Origin of the sequence: Prosthecochloris sp. (assembly GCA_015482705.2) — a bacterium.
Classification (GTDB): domain Bacteria; phylum Bacteroidota; class Chlorobiia; order Chlorobiales; family Chlorobiaceae; genus Prosthecochloris.
The window spans coordinates 1-21514 of record JADMLA020000030.1 but is presented as its reverse complement, the minus strand read 5'-3'; the positions used below and the strand labels follow the sequence as shown (position 1 = coordinate 21514).

Sequence of the window (21514 nt, the reverse complement as noted above, 5' to 3'; positions counted from 1 at the left end):
ACAGGGTCAGAATATAGCGCAATCGTCCACATTAAACAATTCTTGCACTTTCAAAATTTAATCACTTGATATATTTTAATCGTTTGATTAAATTATCGCCACAAAAAGCAACGTTAATGACAAGCTATTTTTCCTTGCTTTCTTCGATAAAAAGCAAAAAAAGAGTATGAAAAAGTATGCAAGCAGTGAGCAAACGAGACTGACCCTCATTAACGCAGCGGGAGAACTTGCAGCCGAAATGGGTTTTTCCAATGTATCAACGAGGGCAATTGCCATGCGGGCAAAAGAAAATATCGGGAGCATTCACTACCATTTTGGTGGCAAAGAACAGTTGTTCGAAGCTGTGGTAAAGGAGGTAGTCAAACGGGGTGACACATACCCTGTCAGTCAGGCAGTTGAACCGTTCCACAACGTTCTCGACACTCCTGCAGGCCAATCGGGAGCGTTACGAGCGATTGTCAAAAGGGAAATAACTTTGCTTTTCGATCCAGATTACCCGCCATGGCATAGCAGGGTTGTCTATCAGCTTATGCAGCAGAAAGGACGGCTGCAAGATATCATGACCAGAGATCTTTTCACCCCTATCGTCGATACCATTGAGTCGCTGCTCAAGCGTATCGACTCGAGTTTGGACAGAGAGGAAACCTTCCTTATCATCACGCAGATGATTTCCCCAATCGCCTCCCATGCCGACTATATGGCATATTGCCTGGAACATTTGGGAACTGATCATTACAGCGCTGACTATCTACAGAAAATGGAGGATATGATTGTTCAAAAAGTAGAACTCCTTCTGGGCTTGACTTCCGAAAAATTCAAATCAACTCTCGAAGAGTAGCATTCATGAGAAGAAATCCTTGCAAAGTTCTTGCCCGGTGCCTCGGCACCTTCATGACCATGGCCCTGTTAAGCTGCAGCGGAGGTGAAGACACCTCAACGGATGTTGAGACAAAACGTCAAGTCCCTGTAGAATATCCTCAGATGATCGACGCTCAAGCGGCATACAACTACCCAGGAGAAATAAAAGCCTGGAAAGAAACCAGCCTTTCCTTCAGAGTGGACGGACCGCTTGTCGATGTCGCGAAAAAACCTGGCGAGAGAGTCTTTCAGAAAGAACTCCTCATGCAGCTTGATCCAAGAGACTACCGCGACAGGATAAGAATTCTCGAGGCTGAACTCGATGGCGCCCTTGCCAGAGCGAACAAGGCATCCCAGGATTTCACGAGAGCAAAACAGCTTTTTGCCAAAAATGTCATCGCAAAGGCGGACTATGACCTTGCCAGAAGCAACGCCGCATCCCAGAATGCCTCGGCAAAAAACATTCGAGCTCAACTTTCGGTTGCACAACACCAGCTCAAAGATACCTCGTTACGCGCACCTTATGACGGGATTGTCACCGCTCAACTGGTGGAAAATCACGAAATGATACGTGCCGGACAGATTGTGATGCGGATGCACGATATTTCGACACTCGAAATCAGTACAAATATCCCGGAAAATGATATCGGGCAACTATTGTTACAGAAAGGAAGTAAAGCTGTTCTGACGGTTCCGTCCCTGAGTGGCCGCCTGTTCACCGCGGCACTGAAAGAATGGAGCACAGAAGCGGATAAAACAACAAGAACATACAACGTCACCTTCTCTCTGCCGGCTCCTCCGGACAGCAGCCTTCTTCCAGGCATGACGGCGGAAATAACGCTAAGAAACCTGAAGACTCGTAAACCGGTCATGACCGTACCGCTCGATGCCGTTACGGCTGATAGCGAAGGAAACTCGATAATCTGGGTTTATGATGAAAAATCCGGTATGGTGGCCTCGAAAAAGATAGTCACTGCGGAAATGTACGATGACAGCAGAATTATCGTCAACGGCGGGGTTGAAGGAAATGAACTCATCATCACCGGTGGCGTTCATTTCCTCGTTGAAGGATTGCAGGTCGAACCATTGAAACCCTCTACCGTGGACACGCTGAAACCCGAATACACGAAAGGACAGGAAAGCGCATTATGAACCCTGCAATCTTTGCTCTGAAAAAAAGAACGATCATGATCATGCTGACCATACTTCTGGTTGGCGCAGGTGTTCTTTCCTATCAACAACTCGGTCGCCTCGAAGATCCGGGGTTCACGATCAAAACAGCACTGATCGTAACAGAATATCCGGGAGCGAGTCCTGCAGAAGTGGAAGAAGAAGTCACCGATGTTATTGAAGAACATATCCAGTCGATGGGAGAAGTAAAGGAAATCTACTCGACGTCCGAAGAGGGAATTTCCTACGTCTATGTCGACATGAAGGACAACTATACTTCAGGCAAACTGCCGCAGATCTGGGATGAGCTCCGGAAAAAAGTTGGCCAGGCAGAATCATCATTGCCTGACGGTGCGAAGAAACCTTTTGTGAATGACGACTTCGGTGATGTTTACGGCGTCTATTTCGCCATCACCGGCAAAGGGTACTCTTACGCAGATCTGAAAGAGTATGCCGACTTTTTGAAAAAAGAGCTGCTACTGTGCCGCGATGTCGCGAAAATAGACTTCTGGGGAACACGTCAGGAAAAAATCTTTGTAGAAACAGATCGAGCGAAAATGGCTGAACTGGGTATTTCACCCGAGTCGATCACACGAACACTCCAGACACAGCTTTTTGTTCGGCAAAGTGGAAAAGTCGAAGCGGGAAACAACTATCTCCGCATCACTCCGACCGGTGAAATTTCCAGCGAAAAAGCAATAGCCACCTTGCTTGTCGGCCCTCCGGAAAAAACAATCCGCCTTGGGGATATTGCCAGAATTTACCGTGGCTACACAGATCCGCCGCGTAATGGCCTCTGGTTCAACGGAGAACCCGGTATCGCGATGGGTATCTCGACAATCGAAGGTGGTAATGTCATTTCGATGGGTGAATCGGTTAGCGAAAAACTCAGCCAACTCGAATCACGCAAACCGGAAGGTATCAACTTGCACAAGATTTATTACCAAAGCGATCTAGTCGAGAGTTCCGTCAATACCTTTGTCACCAACCTTGTTCAGGCGGTCTTCATTGTCGTTGTACTGCTGATGGTTTTTATGGGCTGGCAAAGCGGCCTCATGATCGGTAGCATCCTGCTCCTGACCATCCTGGGAACGTTCATCACCATGGCACTGTTCGACATCGACCTCCAGAAAATGTCGCTCGGAGCCTTGATCCTGGCACTCGGCATGCTTGTCGACAACGCAATTGTCATTGCCGACGGTATTCTGGTCCGTGTTGAACGGGGAGACAATCGTGAACACGCCGCTGTCGAGGTAGTGAAAGAAAACATATGGCCTCTTTTCGGAGCGACCCTCATTGCGATCCTTGCTTTTGCAGCCATCGGTTTCGCGCCGGGTGAGGTAGGAGAGTACTGCCGCTCTCTGTTCGATGTTCTGGCGCTTTCTCTCTTTATAAGCTGGATTCTCGCCGTAACCATCACGCCCCTTTTCTGCGTGTGGTTCTTAAAGATTCCTGACCTGCATAACAAGGATCCTTTCGACAAACCGTTCTACAACCTCTACCGCCGCATGCTTCATCTGGGTCTCACCCATCGATGGATCACAATTGGTATAACCACCGTTATGCTGTTTTTGGCAGTCATTGGTTTTACCACTCTGCCACAGGCTTTCTTTCCTGACTCGACACAACCGTATTTCTTCGTCAACTTCTGGAAACCACAAGGCACGCACCTCGACAAAACACGCCAGGACATGGTCATTGCCGAAGAACACATCAGGCAGTTAGATGGGGTCAAAAACGTCTCTGCATTTGTCGGGGAAGGTGGTATGCGCTTTATTCTGCCCTATAAGTATGTAACCCCAAACTCGAGTTTTTTTCAGCTTCTCATCGAGACCGACAGCCATGCGACCATTGAACGTATCAGCAGTGAGGTTGACAGGTATCTGGCAGAAAATTTCAGGGATGCTGAACCTTATCTCACAAGAATCACCAACGGCCCTCCTGTCGACTTCAAAATCGAGGTGCGATTCAGGGGACCGGACTCGGCCGTTCTGCACCGGCTTGCCGCTCGAGCGACTGAAGTCATGCAGACCACACCCAACACCCGTGACATTCGAACAGACTGGCGTCAGCAAGTCAGGGTGATTCGGCCAGTGTACAATGAAAGCCAGGGAAGAAATTCCGGAATCACAAAACTCGACCTCGAAGCGTCGTTGCAACGCAATTTCAACGGAGTCACAGCGGGAACCGTCAGAGAAGGCGATGAATTGATTCCCATTGTGTTCAGAATGCCCCGAAAAGAACGTGCAACTGTCAACGAGTTACAAAACGTTCAGGTATGGAGCTCAGGACGCCAGAGCTTTCTCCCTCTCAGCCAGGTTGTCTCCACCATAGGAACAGAATGGGAATGGCCGATCGTCCAGAGGAGAGATAGAATGCAAGCCGTTACCGTACAGTGCAATGCTGTTTCAGGCCTTGCCGAACCGTTACGTCAAACAATGGTTAAAGAAATGGAAGCAATAGAACTACCGGATGGCTATTCGATGGAATGGGCCGGAGAATTCAAGGAATCGAACAAGGGAACCGGTCCGCTTGCCCAGATATTTCCGCTCTGTGTTCTCGGGATGTTTTTCATACTTGTCTGGCAGTTCAATTCCGTAAAAAAGGCAACCGCTATATTTCTTACCGTTCCGCTGTCGCTTATCGGTGTAACGACAGGCTTGCTCATTACCGGTCAGGCATTCGGTTTTATGGCAATCCTCGGCTTTCTCGGACTATCGGGAATGTTGATAAAAAATGCCATTGTACTCATAGAACAACTGGAACTCGACCTGATAAAAGGTAAGGAACCCTACAAGGCAGTCCTCGATTCTGCGGTAAGCAGACTGAGGCCGGTAGTCATGGCTGCTTCGACAACCATTCTCGGTATGTTACCGCTGATTACCGACCCTCTCTATGCCGCTATGGCCACCACCATCATGGGAGGCCTGTTTGCAGCGACTTTTTTAACCCTTGGAATAGTACCGGTACTCTACACTCTTTTCTACAGGATACAACCCGATGAAAAATATCTATAAATACAGCAACCTTACAGTGAAAATTGTCACTTTGCTCGTTTTACTGCTTATTCAGTCGCAAGGTCTGAAAGCTTCGGAACCGCCGCAGACTGCATTTGAAATGAACCTGACCATTGAAACAGCGAAACAGACCGCTCTTGAAAACAATCCCGGAATCCGGCAAACTCTTGCACGGATACGTTCTGCAAAAGCAATTCTCGGCCAGGCATACGCATCCTGGTTTCCCACCATTTCCGCTAACGGGGGCTATATCCATCGCCATATCGACATACAGCCTGACTTCGACCCTTTCAATCGCGTCAAAGGAGATATCACAGAAACAACGGGCAGTCTCCAACTCAACTGGCTCCTTTTCAACGGATTGGCAAGAAGAGCCGAAACACTCGCTGCGAAGTATGGTGTCGAGCAGGCAAAACAAACATACGCCGATACACAAAGACTTCTTATGGAATCGGTAGCGACAGCGTACTATCAAGCTCAGCTTGCAAGAGAAAACATACGTATAGCCGAAAAAAATGCAGCTTTCAACCGGGAACTTGAAAAAAACGCACAGATACGGCGCAAAGTCGGAACCGCCCCCCGGTCGGAAATGCTCAATTTTTCCATAAGAGCCATTCAGGCTGAAAGTGACTCCATTCGTGCCGATAGAGACTATACCGTTGCACGTACGGTTCTCGCTGAGCTTATGGGAATCGATAAAACCATGCTTTCCGCTGAGCTTGGCCCTGCACCTGAAAATGCTGAAATCACCGATGCAATCCCGTCATATGAGCAAATCATCACTCTTGCTTTGGAAAACCGGCCTGATCTTTCAGCCGTAGAAGCCGGGATCAACGCGGCGGTTCAGCGTAAGGATGCAGCAAAAGGTTCCTGGTTTCCGACTGTGAACCTCACTGCCGGCCTGAACTATGACAAGCAAACAGGCATCGACCCTGATCAGGAAGAGCGTAACCGTTATGCAGGTATTACGGCTCGTTGGGATCTGTTCACAGGTGGTAAAAGAAGCTCGGTTTTTCAACAGAAAAAAGCGGAAGTTTTTGCTCTTGAAGCTGAAAAACAACAGACAATTCTTTCGATTCAGTCAGGTATTCGACAATCCATAGCCAATGCCGAAGCTGCAAGAAAACAGTGGAAACGCCAAGAAAGCGCCCTTACAATGACGCAACAGGTACGCGACGATATCGAATTACTTTATAAAACAGGATCCGCCACACTGACAAGGCTCAATGAAGCCCAGACAGATCTCGTACGTGCACAGGTCCTTGCTGCAAGCAGCAAAGTAGAGTATCTTCTTGCCCTTGAAAAACTGTCGTCCGAAACCGGAAACATTCCAACATTACCGACGCCGGAAGAAAACATTGCTCCCGTAGAGTAGAATCGGAAGAATCAAGCCTATTAAAAACAAGTCTCTGAGAATCGTTGAAACACTTATTTCATCCTGAAACCCAAACCATCCTTCGAATAGTTCAAAGCACCCGCAATCATGAACAATACCCCTGAGAAGGTTGTTCGTAATGCCTATGGTAAAGATGACTAGCACAACCATCATCACCAACGCATTGCTTTGAGCAAACACATTCAAAACAAGCATCATTCCGCACATCAACTCGAGCCAGGGCAAGATTATCGCTGCAAAAGGGATAAGACTTTCTGGCAATAGCTGATACTCGGCAACGACTGCACTGAATTGAACCGGGTTGATGATTTTGGAATAACTGGCAAGAATGAACAATACCCCGATAACAACTCTCAACACAGTGACGGTTATCGAACTAGACACTATTTTACCGATACTCATGAGTCAACGTTTAAAACCTTGAACGGGATATTTTGCTTGCAGCCACTCTACCCACCCACCTGAAAAGACTTTGAGGTTCGTGTATCCCAATCCTCTTAATTTTCTGGCGACGATATCGCTGTAAGGACAGGTAATGCTGTGACAGTAAATGATAAGTAAAGCATCCTTTGCAATAACGTCGCTGAAATCTTCATATCGGGAGTCGAATTTACTTGCCGATAATGACAATGCATTAGATATATGCAGCTCATAATACTTGTACTCGGATCTCGCATCGACAAAAAAACCCTCTCCCCTCTCGAAGAAAGCCTTTGCTTCCAACAAAGTAATCACCTCAATTTCCTCTCCAGCAGGCACGTCACCTGGCGACCCTTCCAGGGATTGACCTTGCTTGGTTTCGGCAATCTCTGCATAGGATGGACCTGAAGAACTCACAAAATCAATTCCATTGGGGTTCATCGAATTGAACACCAAACCAAGCCCACTCACTGCAATAGTGAGTATGATTCCTATGAAAATTATCTTTCCCAGCCCATGTTTTTCCTTCATTGTTACCAGCTTTTTTCAAGGCCAGACAGTTTGTCAGTCCTGTGACACACATTCTTCCAGATTCGGTTGGAATGTCCGTCGTCTTCTGTTTTAGAAAGGTATATAACCTTCCGAAACAGAACAACTCAACAAGAATGATTCTCACGAGATAGTTTACAGAAGCTGGCCGAAGCTTTATTTTTTCGTAAAATCTTTATCTTTACTCAATGCTGCAAACGCAAACCGTAGAATAATTCAATGCTGTACTCCGAGGCAAAGCAGGGAAGAACATTCATCATACGACTTGAAGACGAAGAAGTCGTTCATCAAACACTCGAAAAATTCGCGGTTGACCATGACATCAAGTCCGCAGCCCTAATCGTACTCGGGGGAGCGGATAAAGGAAGTACGCTCGTCGTAGGGCCGCAAAAAGGACGCACATTACCTGTCATGCCGATGCAGCACGAGCTATACGAAGCTCATGAGGTAACCGGCACAGGAACGATCTTCCCGGATGAAAACAACAATCCGGTGCTCCACCTTCACATGGCATGTGGACGTGAAGAAAATACCGTTACAGGTTGTGTCCGTGAAGGCGTAAAAGTATGGCACGTCATGGAGGTCGTTTTGTTCGAAATAACTGCAACAACTGCAACCCGAAAGCCTGATCCCGAGATCGGCTTCAAGCTGCTTGTCCCGTAAGTGTCATGTAACAGATAACGTGTAACAATCATTCAAGCCATCGAGCACTTTTACTTTTTAACTTTTGCCTTTTGACTTGGACTTCAAATGGATTTTTTCTTGGATTTGACATGGTGGGGACTGCTTTCCTGTGCACTCGCCGCAGCGATCGTCCCTGCATTTCTTCAAAAGATTCGTATTACGGTTCTCACCGCCACAGCCCTTTTTTGTCTTGCGATGATTACAGCCATGTACTTCATCACAGGCATGGTTTCGGCCATCGCCGGCTCAGCCCTGACACTGTTTGCAGGCCTTACTGCCCTGCTTGTCACCCTTGTCATTTCCGGTATTAACACTATGCTCAAAAAACGGTATCGATAATACCAACTTCCTCGACTGTCACTTATCTACATCGAGCGAGCTTTCACCATACTCGATGCCCAGTGAGGTGGAAACCGCACTATTGGTTATTCGATTGTTATGTGTATTCAAACCTTCTCTCAAGCCGGAAACAGAACGCACCGCTTCCTCGACTCCCGTGTCTGCAATTGCTCTGACATACGGCAGGGTGTTGCCGGAAAGCGCCTCTGTGGAGGTTCTGGCATAAGCCCCGGGCATGTTGGTCACACAATAATGCAAAACACCCTCCTCGATAAAAACAGGGTTTTCATGTGAGGTTGGCTTGGAGGTTACCGAGCATCCTCCTTGATCGATCGATATGTCGACAAAAACCGAACCTTTTTTCATGGAGCGCAGCATGTCACGATCGAGTAGTTTAGGAGCGGTCGCCCCGGGAATGAGCACCGCCCCGACAAGAAGATCGGTATCTTTGAGTTCTTCGACAATGTGCTGGCCTGTTGAAAAAATCGTCTGGACCTGCGCACCGAGCACGTTGCTTAGATAACGCATTCTCTCCTGACTCAGATCCAGTACAGTAACCCTTGCCCCCATCCCTTTTGCAATGACAGCTGCATTCATTCCAGCCGTACCTCCTCCCAGAATGGTAACTTTACCGGGTAAAACTCCCGGTACACCACCCAATAGAATACCGTTACCGCCGAAATGATTCGCGAGGTATAATCCTCCTGCCATAACACTCATTTTACCGGCAATTTCACTCATCGGAGCCAACAGAGGAAGACGTCCGTTGGTATGAACGGTTTCATAAGCTACGGCACTCACTCCTTTCTCGACAAGACAACAAGCCAGTTTAGGATTTGCCGCAAGATGCAGAAAAGCAAACAAGACCTGACCGTTGCGAAGAAAACCATATTCAGCTTCAACCGGCTCTTTTACCTTGACAACCATATCGGCCAGCCAGACTTCCGCAGGATCGTCCAATATTTCCGCACCCGATTTCCTGAACGCAGCATCGCTGAAACCACTGCCTTCACCTGCTTCGCTTTGAACCAGAACTGTGTGCCCCGCGTCCGAAAGATACCGTATACCCGCCGGAGTACAGGCAACGCGGTTTTCCCTGATTTTAACCTCTTTCGGTATACCGATGATCATGAAACCTCCTCTCTCCAAGCTTCGTACAGCATTACCATAGCGAGTGTATCGAGTTCACAATACTGAAGCAATGCTCGATTGATGGCATTTCGCTCAAAATCTTTCATCTCCTCATATTGCAGCCTTGCATACGCAGTCATCGCCGCCCCGCCGTGACGAATTGCATTTTCCTCTTCACCGCTCATCAAATGCTCCATCTCCTCCGGAACAATATCGGTAAACATCTTCGGTAAAAGCAGGTATGGATCCTTCACTTTACCGTTCTCCTTTTCAATCCAGCGTTTTTCCTTGAAATTCAAACTGGAAATTTCTCCTTCGGCACCGTAAACCTTCTCTGCGTATTTCCGTTGCAAAAAAAATGAACTCTCCAGTATGGCCGGAAGAACGTACTTGATGGAGTTCGATCCCCTCGTCAGGGGATGATAGTAGTAACGCTTTACCATATCGAGCAAATCGACCATATCTCTCGATCCCTGCCAAGAACATTCGTTTCCGGACGAAGAGTGAGAAATACTCTCGATGAAAGCAAGAAGCTCTTCACTGTCTCCCGGAGGGTTTTCCTCTTCCCTGAGCTGGCGGTGAATGACGTTCAGAACAGTGTTTTCGTAATGGCTGTAGCGAAAAACCGAACCTCGATCTTTTCCCAACTCGGTTTTGAGCGCCCGGAGGAATTCATAGTTCGGAAACACACCCGGTTCTGTCAGCAAAAACTGGCCTGCGTGACGCACGGAACCATTTTCTTCGGCTATGTGATGAGAAAACTGAAAAGCGATCATCTCGTAGGGATACCGCCCTTTAGTAAACGGAATGGGAGCCGTCGCCGTTTCAAAATCGATAAAGTGCAGTGGAAATCTCCATCCACTCATTTCCCGCTTGAGATTGTCCCTGTCAATATAAGGCGTCTCGTCATGCAACCGTTCCTTTTCGATTTGCAGAAACTGCCGGTTTGTTCTGGAAAGTCCATGTTCTCCGTCACCACAATCTTCCTTCAGCCCAAGATCTTTTTTCTCGAGATCGACAATTTTTAATTTTCCGTTAGATATTGCAGAATCTTTTTTTCTATAGTCCCAAAGATCGAGCACCAGCTGCTCCCTGAAATCCTCATCCCGCCACCCGAAAGCCTCTTTCCAACATTCTTTGAAACCGCTTTTTCTTTGCCTGTTTTCTTCGGGAGATATGAACTCGCACTTTCCACACTTTCCTCCGGGTTCCGGTGAAATCTTCTGATCCACTGCATAGCAATCCGCCAAGTACCGCAGCGTCTCTTCGAAACCCTTTGGTTCGAAGTCATCCGTTCCGTCACCGTTTATTACCATGGAAACATATGCACCAACCGGAACCGAAGTCAACAGTTGAACGGAAAGGTCAAACGATGTCAATTCATCGGTCAATACCTCTGCCTTGTTCCCGGATCGCTTGCGAATGCGGAACTTTTGATTCAACCCGTCAGTCGGACACTTGGCGGTTTTATCGGCAAACATGAGAAACGCTTCCGTAGCGAACCCCGGCACCGCTTTCCCTACAACATAAGCCTGAAATGCAATATCATAGAGATAGGGTTTCCATGCAGCGGTAAAATGGCCCTTTTTCCAGATAAATGTCTTTTTTTCGGAAGGATTCCAGGATTTGGATTTAACCTCGTAAAGACGCAGTCGCTTACCTTCCTTGACCAAAATATCCACCCTCACAAAAAGATTCTCATAACGAAAAGCCGGCTCATACAACACGACATTCTCCCGTTCAAAAAGCCGGGTTGTTTCAACCAACGCCGTCCGATCGTCAAGCTGTCCGATCATGTGCCCACCTGGAAAGTAACTACGGGCGAGTGCACCAGCCTGGAACCCTCCTTCAGCAAGAGCGGCAAGAAACGGATCCTGACTCGACTGATCGGCATATTCATCTTTCCCTGTGTAGTAGAGCTTTGTCGGGCACTGCATTGCGAGCAAAAATCTCGATTTGGTCAGATATCTTTCGGTCATGTTCCTTTGAAAATAACAGGTTGCGGTTTCTTCGCGGCTCTTTCATTGCTGCAAAAACTGCGGAACGTAATGAAACGCGTCTCTCATGGCACGATCATGAACAACGTAATCCGGCATGTTTTGCTCAACAAGAGCCCAGAAACGTCGAGAATGGTTCATATGCATGGTGTGACAAAGCTCGTGTAGCATGATATACTCGACAAGGTCGGGAGGAAGAAACAGCAGTTTCATGTTGAGGCTAATCGTTTTGTTGACCGAACAGCTTCCCCACCTGGTTTTTTGACATCGTACAGCCCCTTTGTCATACGACAATCCATACTGTTCCGAAACCTCGTCGAGCTTTTTCAGCAGTTCGTTCACGGCCTTTCTTCTCACCCATTCACGCAGAAGATCGAACGATGTTTTCGACCCGCCCTGCAACGAACGGATCTCGAGTAATCTGCCCGGTTTTTCAACGAAACAACATTCGGGTTCCCTGGTGACCTCAAAAAAAACGTACCATTCTTCATCGATACTCCGCAAGGAAAGGGTGTCAGGAAAAAGATCTTCAGAAGATCGAACAGCAGGCATTGTTCCAAGAGCTTTGCGAACCCATGGAAGTCTTTTTTCGACAATACCGGGCACCAGTGACCGGTCAAATCCCTGTGGAACGATGACAACCAGCCCTTCTCGAGGAGAAACACGTAACCGGACATGTTTGGCGCGAAGGCTTGTCCGAACAGAATAGGTAACATCCCCGTCAGGGAATTTGTAACGGTGTTGGTGATGCGCAGGCATGAACACGGTACACGAAAATAGAATTAAGGGGAAAAAAGGATCGGGAAAATCTTTCCCTCCGACAACCCGAACCTGCTGATGGAGATGGTCCCGGAAACATCATTTATGCATTGAATATACTTATCTATAAGCCGCCTGACAAGGATACGGCTCAACGAACGTTTTTCTTATCGGGGCTATTTTCTCGAAATTGGAGGGGTAACGATATAGTTCATTGGTAGCACTGTGAGAAAGATTGCAACGGCAAGGAGAAACACCGCCGATGCGAGAAACGCTCCATCGAGCGAAAAGAGCGATACAACAGGGGCCATGAGAATCGGAGACAGAAACTGTCCAAGAAATATCATTCCTGTAAAACCGCCCACCGCTTTTCCTCTTATTTGCTCAGGGGTCACTTCCATGAGCCAGAAACTGCCATTCGGCATCAGCATACCGTTACCGAATCCGGCGAGTGCGAGACCTGCAAGGATGTATGTAAAACCGAAAAAGTTGCCTATCAGAACATATCCGGCAGCAACAAACCCAAATCCAAGAACATAGATCGATCTATACGATAATCTGCGTTTTAACAAAGGAAAGGAAAGCGAAGAAACAGCACCGGCAAACGCCGCAACAGAAATGGCAAGGCCGGTAACGGCACTACCAATCCCAAAACGGTTCTGCAAGATAAAAGGCAACTGAACGAGTACCATGTAGTAAAATACCATCAGCAGGAAAACCAGCAGATAGATCAATCCAACCACAAGATACGGCATCAGCAATGGCTCTTCACGATCAATCATCCCGGAATTGTTCGAATCAGAATTCGGGTCACGGAGCCCGATTATCGCCATGATGAACACGGCAAATGCCGAAAGGTATGCAAGAAAAGGGGCTTTCCAGCTTATTTCTGCCAGAAATCCACCCAGCAGAATAAGTACAATCCCTCCGATATACATGAACCCCGACTGTAGACCGATAAATTCAGCACGTTCGTTGCCGGAATACAAATCGCCGATCAACGCTGTAGCGGCACTCATGATTCCGCCAACACTAATGCCGAGAACTGCACGACTTACAAGCAAAAGAAAAAGATCGTTCAGAAAAAAGCCGCTGGATCCGGACAAACCATATAAAAACAACGAAAAAACCAGAAGTTTTCTACGTCCGAAAAGATCAGAAAGATGCCCTGCAAGAGGGGCACACAAGGCAATCGTCAGCGCAGGCATCGTCAAGACGAGCTTCGTCAGGACGTTTACGCTGTCTCCGGAAAAATGACGGCTTATTTCGGGCAGCGCAGGAGAAATAACAGCTCCAGCCATTACTGTCATAGCACTTGACAGCAAAAGTACCGCTTTTACAAGCCGCATGTACACACCGTTACTACCTGGTTGCTATATTTCTTCACTGAAACAACTAACCCTCTTTATTGTATCGATCCTTCAGGTGCTTCGACAGGACAGTAATCCGATGCCTGCATAGAAGGGATACCGTCATAATCCAGTTCCTCGAGGGACGGCAGATCATATCGAACCACGTCCATATCGTTGAGCAAACGCCCCATTCCCGCAAGTGTCCGCGCGTCGGCTATCGTCAAATCGTATACTCCGTTGGTATACGCACGCTCTGCCTGATAGTACTCGTTCTCCGTATCCAAAAGGTCGAGCAACGTTCGTCGGCCTATCGTAAACTGATCGAGATAAGCGACTCGTACCTCTGCAAGTTGCATACGATGCTGATCGAGATAGTTTACCTGGGAAGTCAGCGCCTCGCGGTCATTATACGCAATTTCAATCGTTTGACGCAAATCCCGGCATGCTTTATCCTTCAAATCGATCGACCGGTACAACTTTTGCTTATACTGTCGCACCGAAGCAAAATCCGAACCGCCATTGAAAATATTGTAACGCATCACTACCTCTACCGCAGCCTCTCTTTGGTAACCGTCAATACCGTCCTTGTCCCAACTCCAGTCCTGATAGGCTCGTAGATCGAATCGTGGGTAAAACTTCGATTTCTGAACATCGAGCGCGTGCCGGGATGCCTTGATTTCAAGCATCGATGCGAGGAATCCCGGATTTTTCCGATAAGACTCTCCAAGCGCACCTTCGACACTCGAAGGAATTGCCGAAACCGGTACCTCGAATTCCTGGAGTTTTTCCGCAGGCAATTCTCCAACAATCCGCTGGTAGCGTGCCGTCACGTCATGCAGGTTCGCTCGTTCGTTAATAAGATTGGATTTTGCCAATGCAAGACGCCCCTCAATCTGCTCCATGTCCGCACCGGTGCTTACCCCCGATCGTACACGACGACTGATCTGATCGGAGATTTTCTGATGGTACGCATAGTTTTTTTCAGCAAGCGTGACAAGGTTTCGGTAACGTTGCACGTCGGCATAGGACCTGACAGCTTCGAGACCGGCCTGCTCGATGGAATCGAGAAACTCGAAATAAAGCGCTTTACCCTCACACTTCAGACGGCACACCTGGTGATGGGTATAAAATCCGTCGAAGAGCATCTGCGTCACTTCCAGACGGACACCTTTGCGAGTGTACACATCTTTCGTCAGGTTATCACCGTCCACCCACTCCCGGCCAACGCCTGCAGTAGCATCGAGTTTCGGCAGATAACCTCCATAGGCTACCGCTTCTTCATGGTAAGCCGCTCTGAACTCGTGCCATTTCGCTTGCACTACAGGATTACTGTTGATCGTCTGTTCAACAGCCGACTTCACCGTTACCGTATTATCGCGTGCCACCAAAATCTGAGGCACGATCATCCCTGACAGCACTGCAAACAGCAGTAGTGCTGTCAGCGTCCGCTTCCTGTACCTGTTTTTCATATCTCTTAGATGGTTAAATGTTAGCGACAAATCATATCATAGTTATGTCATTCTCTACTCTAAGCACAGCATCCCCGCTGGTGTAAACAGTAAAACCACCATCAACCGAAGATACCCAGCTCCCCGCAAGCTGCACACTGTCACCTGCGTCACCCAGAACTGTCAATACATTATTTTCATCGGTACTCTGCAGAACATCTGTTTCCGAAAGGTGAAGCAGTTGATGATCACCGTTTTGATCGAGATCGATGATTTCAATATTTGCAAGCGTTGAAGTATCTGCATTGAAATCAAGATCTTGGTTAAGCTGTAGTGTTATCGTATCCTCACCACCAAAACCATCATACGTTCGACCGGAGTCACCGTCATAGAACAACGTGTCGTCACCACCCGTAGGCTCAATCTGTGAAATATCGAGTGTAAAAGTCTTCGTTACGGCTTCATCAGATGAATCGTCACTACCATCGACAGTGTAAGCCGTCACCGTCACCGTGCCGGTTAGAGCCGACTGGACAAGTGTCAGGTGGTTCACATCATAAATTTCTGCAGGATCATAGCCGGGAACTCCTGTCAAGGTATAGGTATCGGTACCTGCATCATAAGCTGCATCGATCAGATTGCCTGCACTGTCATAAAAGACAGCACCCGCACCGATACCCTGAAACGTCAACGTCAGGGTTTCTGACCCGTCCTGATCTTCCATAGCCTTATTGAGGTTGATCGGAATCGCTTCACCCTCTACACCGAATGATGTGGTAGGAATGAACAGGTTCGGATCGACAGGATCGGCAACCGGTTCTACTTCGATATCAAATGTCACCATATCAACCGTTGGCTCGAGGTCCTGCTCGCCGCTGTACACCTTGAGGACACAATCTTGAACCGTCCCACTGTAATTTTCCGGCGGCCGGACAGCGATGTAATCCGGCAGTGAACCGTCCGGATCAAGCGGAATACTCCAGGTGTTGTTGCCGGTTCCGTCATCGCCAACATTGATTGCCAGAACGGCTGTCGCCTGGGAAGATCCGGTGAAAACAAGAAAACCGTCCGGCACATTTTCGATGAAAGCGCTGACAATCTCTTCAGAACCATCCGCATCCCTGAGACCGGTTCCATCGAGCTCAATCTCGATCATGGTATCTTCATCACCGCTGGCACTGGCAATCTCGGCATCATAACCATCATTGACAGGGTTGATATCAAAGCTGGCTGTGGCTGTATTGGTAAGAATATTGGACGCACTTTCTTCCTGTGTCCTCAGATACGCTGTAACCCCCACACTGCCGGCAGCATTTCCTTCAGGCTCATAGGTAAACTGAACAGTATCGGTAAATTCAACAGGGTCAATAACATAGTAATCTCCGTCAGGAACGCCCGGAACTCCGGTAATGGACTGTACGGAAACAGGCGAACCATTATGATAGAGGGTTCCTCCTTCCGGAGGGTGCATTCCCGAATCATCAACCTTCAGGTACAATGGGCCCTGAACGGTCGTAAACCCTCCATCCGCCCCGTTGCTGAACGAAACCGTAAAACCAGCGTCGTTGTCTTCATCTACGTCAGGAGCATTAATGACTATGGTTGTGTGATCTGTTACAGGAACTACTTCCCGGTTGTTAACCTCGATCACCTGATCGTTACGTTCTCCGCCTGGAGCCCGGGTTGTCAGCGTAAGTTTAAAGTCAAAGTCGTTCCCATGGTTGTTGTCATTCCAGTTGGCTGGCGGAGTAATGGTAATGCTGTCCAATACGGTCTGTAACACCACGTTACCCCCACTGCCGGAAACCGTATAGACCGTTTCACCGCCAGGAAGAACCGTTGCAGTCATACCGGTAATGACCGTACCCGGAGGAAAGTCGGTCAGCGTAATGTCGAAAGTACTGTTGGTTCCAGCGCTTATCTGGGCGTTGACCATTTCTCCAAGAGATATCGGAGTATCTTCAATAACATCGGAATCAGTATTTTCAGACCACAGATCAATGGTTGAGGGTTCATTGATAAAAACCGGACTCTCCGAGTCATCAAATTCATCTGCGTCTGCAACCGTTAACGTGAAACTCTGCATTGCCTGTTGTGTCCCAGACCCTTCATCCCTGCTGACAGCCGTAATGGTTATGGTCTGACTCAGACCGCCAAGCTGTTCAGCCGTTCCGTCGACGGCAAACGCAATATTTGTTGTAATAGTGCCGCTATCAGACGTTGTAAACGCCTGGTTCGGATCAATATCGATAATCCAGCGGCCCGAATTGACATTATCACCGGCCCCGGAATCATACACATTACCGATATAGGTGCCTCCGACAACCGTAACCCCCTGCGGTACATTGTCTATAATGAACTGCTCGAGCTTCTCGCTCCCGTCATCATCCTTGCCGTTCGGCCCTTCTGCCGGATCATCGACCTGGGTTACAGTCACAGGAATGGTAATGATGGTATTTTCAGTCACCGATACAAGGTTTCCCTCAACGGTGCCATCCCCTGGATCGTCCAGTGTTATAGTACCGAGTGTTTGTGAAATTGGATCGGTCACTGCAGCAAAAGACAGGTTGTAAACGGCATCCGACTGCGTGGTTACCGTGCTGTCCGGAGGATCGAGGGTTCCGTCAGAGGAGTTATCGGTTATTTCATACTTGATGTCAAAGGTGTAGTCTCCATGAAGATCCGCTTCATTCTGCACGTAAATATTGTCGATAGCCGAACCTGTAAGCTTGTAATAACCGCCATCGAGCACCACATCCGTCACGGCGGGATCGGCTGCAGCATCGGCAAGAGTCGTCACTCCGTCACTTCCCAGATACAGCATATAGTCCGCACCGTCTACATCTGCAGCCTTTATCCAGACCGATGTCAGCGTCTCGTCGGTATCGCCGTTCCGGTGCTGGATCGAGAAATCGACCTGCACCGTCGCATCTTCGGGAATTGTCGCCGAAGAATTGATCTCCGCTTCAGGGGACGGCGTAATCTCAACCGACAGGTCTATCGGGTCTTCAGTATGGCTATCACCTTCTCGCTCGGTCGTAATCGCTACCATCGACAGATTTACCGTGCCGCTGAAATTAGCGGGAACACGTATCTTCGCCGCCGCAAGATCTTCCTCCGTCAGAACCCAGACTCTCTCAGTTCCTGTGCCGCCGAGAAAGGTGCCACAGTCGATGGAAAACTGTGGATCGAGCCCGGTTATTCGAAAGGTCAGCGTCTCAGAGCCATCATCATCCTGCATGGTATAACCGGTAACAATCTGGTTCAGGGCAACCTCACCTGTAGTATCGACATCGGCTTCCGCGAACTTTGGCGTGGTTGTTGTCAGATCGACCGTATCGGCAACACCGCGCACATCTATTTTTAGAGGCAACGCTGTTGAAGGAGAAGCGTCTACGCCATCTTCACTGACTGCCTGAACATCGAGTTCGATCAAGTCCACATCGCTGTTCAAAGGCGGCTGGATCGTCAGCGGTGCATCTTCGTCAAAATCTGGAATGGTGTACTTCAACGTACCAACGGTTGTTCCGGCTGTTCCGGTCAATACACTGCCATTGTAATGCAGCACTGCACCGCTTGGCACGTTGTCAATGGTAACCGTAAAGGATTCCGAGCCGTCTTTGTCGTCGCTCTGTGGCCTGATGTTGATCGGAATCTGGGTATCCTCATCTCCTCCGGGACTGGAAACAGCAAGACTTACCTGATCTGCCACAGGCAGATAATCAATCGTCAAAACCACCTCTCCAGAGACCTGTTCGCTCTTCGATCCATCATCAGGATCGGTATCGACGGTCTTTGCATTGACGACAATCTCGATCCCTTCTTCTGCAAAGTTCGCTGGTGGCATAAACTCGAGACTGTCCAGGTGCTGAACCGGAATTTCGACAGGACTTCCGGTATACGTCAGAATCCTGCCCTCAGGGGTACCGTCATCGTATCTGAACTGTGAACCCAGCAAGTCATTACCCTCACTATCTTTCGGCGTAAACAGGGCAAATGTCTCCTCGGAGTTATCCTGATACGATGACGTCTCTGTATCCTCGTTGAACCATGGAGTTTCCAGATCGAACCCGTCAGAATCACCGCTGATACCGGCTCTGTGCAAAGAAAACCACTCATCTTCGGTACCGTTGACCGTGTATTCATGCGACGGATTCATCTGCAGATCGGCAGTACCGTTATCATCACTATCAGCCTGGCCCGGCAGCGGCGTATCGGTCTGTCCATCTTTATCTGCATCGGGCCCCATTTTTTCCGCAACCGGGGTAACCTCTATCTTGACCGGAAGAGTAACGGTCTGTGTATCGGAAACCGTGCTGCCGTTGACGGTCTGCGTATCGGTAGTCGTTACGTCGATATTGACAGTCTCGTCGACACTGCTGTGACCCGGGGGAAGCAGCGTGTAATCCGTATAGTCTCCACTTGTCACATCGGCAGTATCGACCGTCCAGTCATCGGAACCGTTACCGGTTATCAAGAGAGTACCGTCACCATCATACAGTTCCCATCCATCGGGGATGTCTTTGATGACTATACCGACGATGCTCTCACTCCCGTCGGTATCGGTAAGACCGAGCTCCTCCATGAATTTGACTGCAGTATCTTCCTCTGTTGAAACATCCTGTGCTTCGACATCTCCTGCAACAGGGTTGACATACAGGTTGAAGTACACCGTATCAGACTCCTCGACGGGATTTGCCCCTGAAGAATCGCTATCACTGTCCAGCGCGACAACCGTCACCGGAATATCTTCCAGAATATCCCCGCTGAAATGTTCAGGAGGCTGAATCGTGATCGGCGGAATAGTCTGATCATTGGTGAGCGCAATGCTGTAAGTCCCATCGCTTTCAGGATCAATCGCCACACCGTCAACCTTCACGATCGTTCCGGGAGGCAGTACGGTAACCCCGGACTCCCCGATCACCAGTTCACGGGATTCGCTACCGTCGAAATCAGGCGTCGTATTGTTACCGTCGGCTATCGGTGGTGTTTGCGTCGTCGTTTCATCCGGCTCTCCGGTAAAGGAGTAGTTCAGCATCGAAGTCAGATCAAGAGCAGTGTCCTCGTTGATAACCTTGTTAATCGTATCGGGATCGTCAGGAGTTTCATCCGTATCAGGAAAATCTCCACCCTCGTTCCACGAAATCTCCACCTTGTCGGTCACTGCAAGCACCCTTACATTCACTTTGATGTTCGAGACCGCACCATCAACGCCCGGCAAAGGATTTCCACTGTCGTCGACTTCGTATTCGGTCACCCGCATTCTTACCGAAAAGTTGTTGTGAGTGTCGGCAGGAGGCAACACACGAAGTCCTTCGAATTCAGCCGTCGTCATCGTCACATCCCCTGTCACCCCTGTGATGTGACTACCGTCGCTCAGCACGATATTGACTGTACTCCCGTCTGACTCCAGAACAGTTGTCCCGTCGGCATAGAGAAGTTTTGCTCCGGCAGGAATATTTCTGAGTTGTATTGCACCGAGAAGCTCAGGGTTGTCACCTGCCTGACCACCATTCTGGTCTGTGCCGTCACTTACAACCGGTGCGTTGAAACCCAGCGCAACTGATACATCTTCATCTGTCCTGACATTCAACGCATCTCTGCTCAACTCAGGAGCATCCGAAACCGGGGTCACCGTTATGGTCACGGTTGTCGTATAATCGTTACCGTCCTCATCAGTATGGGTATACGTCAGTTCATCCGTTCCGCTGTAGTGCTCGTCCGGTGTATAGGTAAGCGTACCGTCCGGATTTATCACCGCAGTACCATGCGATGGACCGCCCGGCTCTCCCTTATCGGGAACCAATGTGTTGTCCGATGTCGCATCGGCACTGGTATTGATAGTCTGTTCCCCGTCTTCCGCAACGGTCAGCAAATCACTTCCGGGCACGTGATCATCCAGTACCGTTACCGTAAACGTACCCTCCTTCGTGTGGTCGTCACTGTCATCGAACTCAAAGTCGAAATCAAGCTCATGCTCGTCACTGTCAACATGATCGAGCGGACCATGGAGCGTAAACTCGTAACCCTGCCCTCCATCAGGGTCGGTTGGATCGGTCACGACCACCGTGAACACGGTTTCACCGCCGGCCGTAGCCGTCAACGTATGACCGTCAGGGCTTAACGAATACTCGACCAGCACACCACCAGATGTCAACTCCGGTAAACTGTCGATATTTGTAAAACGCGTATCGACAATAACGGCATCAGCATCCGGCTCGATTCCCAGCGTTTCGCTCTGCGTCAATGCAGTGCCATCGGGGTTTGTCCCGTCAGGAAGATTGGGTTCACCCACCGTTACATCCACCGGAGCAGGATCCGGCGTCAGTGTCACCGTAAACTGACCGTCGCTTTCATCACCGTCGCCATCTTTTACAACAACATCAAAATCCAT

Annotated in this window: 14 protein-coding genes; 6 read left to right on the top strand and 8 right to left on the bottom strand. The window is 48.8% G+C overall.

Features of this window, described 5'->3' with window-relative positions; all coding sequences use genetic code 11:
• Positions 1-166 precede the first annotated feature (166 nt).
• Genes QZ209_RS07105 through QZ209_RS07090 form a run of 4 tightly spaced genes read left to right on the top strand, consistent with a single transcriptional unit; the run spans position 167 to position 6420 of the window.
• Entirely contained in the window at positions 167-838 is a 672-nt protein-coding gene (locus QZ209_RS07105; RefSeq protein ID WP_294346355.1) for a TetR/AcrR family transcriptional regulator, read from the top strand.
• A gap of 5 nt (positions 839-843) precedes the next feature.
• Positions 844-2010, top strand: coding sequence for an efflux RND transporter periplasmic adaptor subunit (locus QZ209_RS07100; RefSeq protein WP_294346354.1), 1167 nt, complete (start codon positions 844-846; stop codon positions 2008-2010).
• The gene (locus QZ209_RS07095) at positions 2007-5045 is read left to right on the top strand and encodes an efflux RND transporter permease subunit (RefSeq protein ID WP_294346351.1); all 3039 of its coding nucleotides are present in this window, start codon (positions 2007-2009) and stop codon (positions 5043-5045) included. Before QZ209_RS07100 ends, QZ209_RS07095 begins: the two co-directional genes overlap by 4 nt.
• The gene (locus QZ209_RS07090) at positions 5029-6420 is read left to right on the top strand and encodes a TolC family protein (protein WP_294346348.1); all 1392 of its coding nucleotides are present in this window, start codon (positions 5029-5031) and stop codon (positions 6418-6420) included. The genes QZ209_RS07095 and QZ209_RS07090 overlap by 17 nt, the downstream gene beginning before the upstream one ends.
• Here the strand turns inward: QZ209_RS07090 and QZ209_RS07085 are convergent.
• Together QZ209_RS07085 and QZ209_RS07080 are read right to left on the bottom strand one after the other, a co-directional pair.
• A complete protein-coding gene (locus QZ209_RS07085) occupies positions 6382-6843 on the bottom strand; it encodes a MauE/DoxX family redox-associated membrane protein (RefSeq protein ID WP_294346345.1) in 462 nt (153 codons plus the stop codon). The genes QZ209_RS07090 and QZ209_RS07085 overlap by 39 nt on opposite strands.
• Before the next feature lie 3 nt (positions 6844-6846).
• Complete coding sequence (locus QZ209_RS07080; protein ID WP_294346342.1) at positions 6847-7392, bottom strand: rhodanese-like domain-containing protein; 546 nt, start codon at positions 7390-7392, stop codon at positions 6847-6849.
• A 237-nt stretch (positions 7393-7629) separates the two neighbouring features.
• Here QZ209_RS07080 and QZ209_RS07075 point away from each other — a divergent pair, with 237 nt between their 5' ends.
• A complete protein-coding gene (locus tag QZ209_RS07075) occupies positions 7630-8073 on the top strand; it encodes a PPC domain-containing DNA-binding protein (RefSeq protein ID WP_294346339.1) in 444 nt (147 codons plus the stop codon).
• Between the two features lie 87 nt (positions 8074-8160).
• Positions 8161-8433, top strand: a complete 273-nt coding sequence (locus QZ209_RS07070; RefSeq protein WP_294346334.1) for a hypothetical protein — start codon at positions 8161-8163, stop codon at positions 8431-8433.
• Positions 8434-8451: 18 nt separating this feature from the next.
• On the opposite strand, the gene ald is transcribed toward QZ209_RS07070, so the two are convergent.
• The 6 genes from ald to QZ209_RS07040 form a co-directional block, all read right to left on the bottom strand.
• Positions 8452-9564 (bottom strand): alanine dehydrogenase, encoded by a 1113-nt coding sequence (gene ald, locus QZ209_RS07065; RefSeq protein ID WP_294346332.1) that lies wholly within the window; start codon positions 9562-9564, stop codon positions 8452-8454.
• Positions 9561-11543, bottom strand: a complete 1983-nt coding sequence (locus QZ209_RS07060; RefSeq protein ID WP_294346329.1) for a DUF2779 domain-containing protein — start codon at positions 11541-11543, stop codon at positions 9561-9563. The genes ald and QZ209_RS07060 overlap by 4 nt, the downstream gene beginning before the upstream one ends.
• Positions 11544-11585: 42 nt before the next feature.
• Positions 11586-12320, bottom strand: a complete 735-nt coding sequence (locus QZ209_RS07055; protein ID WP_294346326.1) for a SprT family zinc-dependent metalloprotease — start codon at positions 12318-12320, stop codon at positions 11586-11588.
• A 176-nt stretch (positions 12321-12496) separates the two neighbouring features.
• The gene (locus tag QZ209_RS07050) at positions 12497-13669 is read right to left on the bottom strand and encodes an MFS transporter (protein ID WP_294346323.1); all 1173 of its coding nucleotides are present in this window, start codon (positions 13667-13669) and stop codon (positions 12497-12499) included.
• A 56-nt stretch (positions 13670-13725) separates the two neighbouring features.
• Entirely contained in the window at positions 13726-15141 is a 1416-nt protein-coding gene (locus QZ209_RS07045; RefSeq protein WP_294346321.1) for a TolC family outer membrane protein, read from the bottom strand.
• Between the two features lie 31 nt (positions 15142-15172).
• On the bottom strand, positions 15173-21514 hold a 6342-nt coding region (locus QZ209_RS07040), incomplete at its 5' end, for an Ig-like domain-containing protein (protein WP_294346319.1).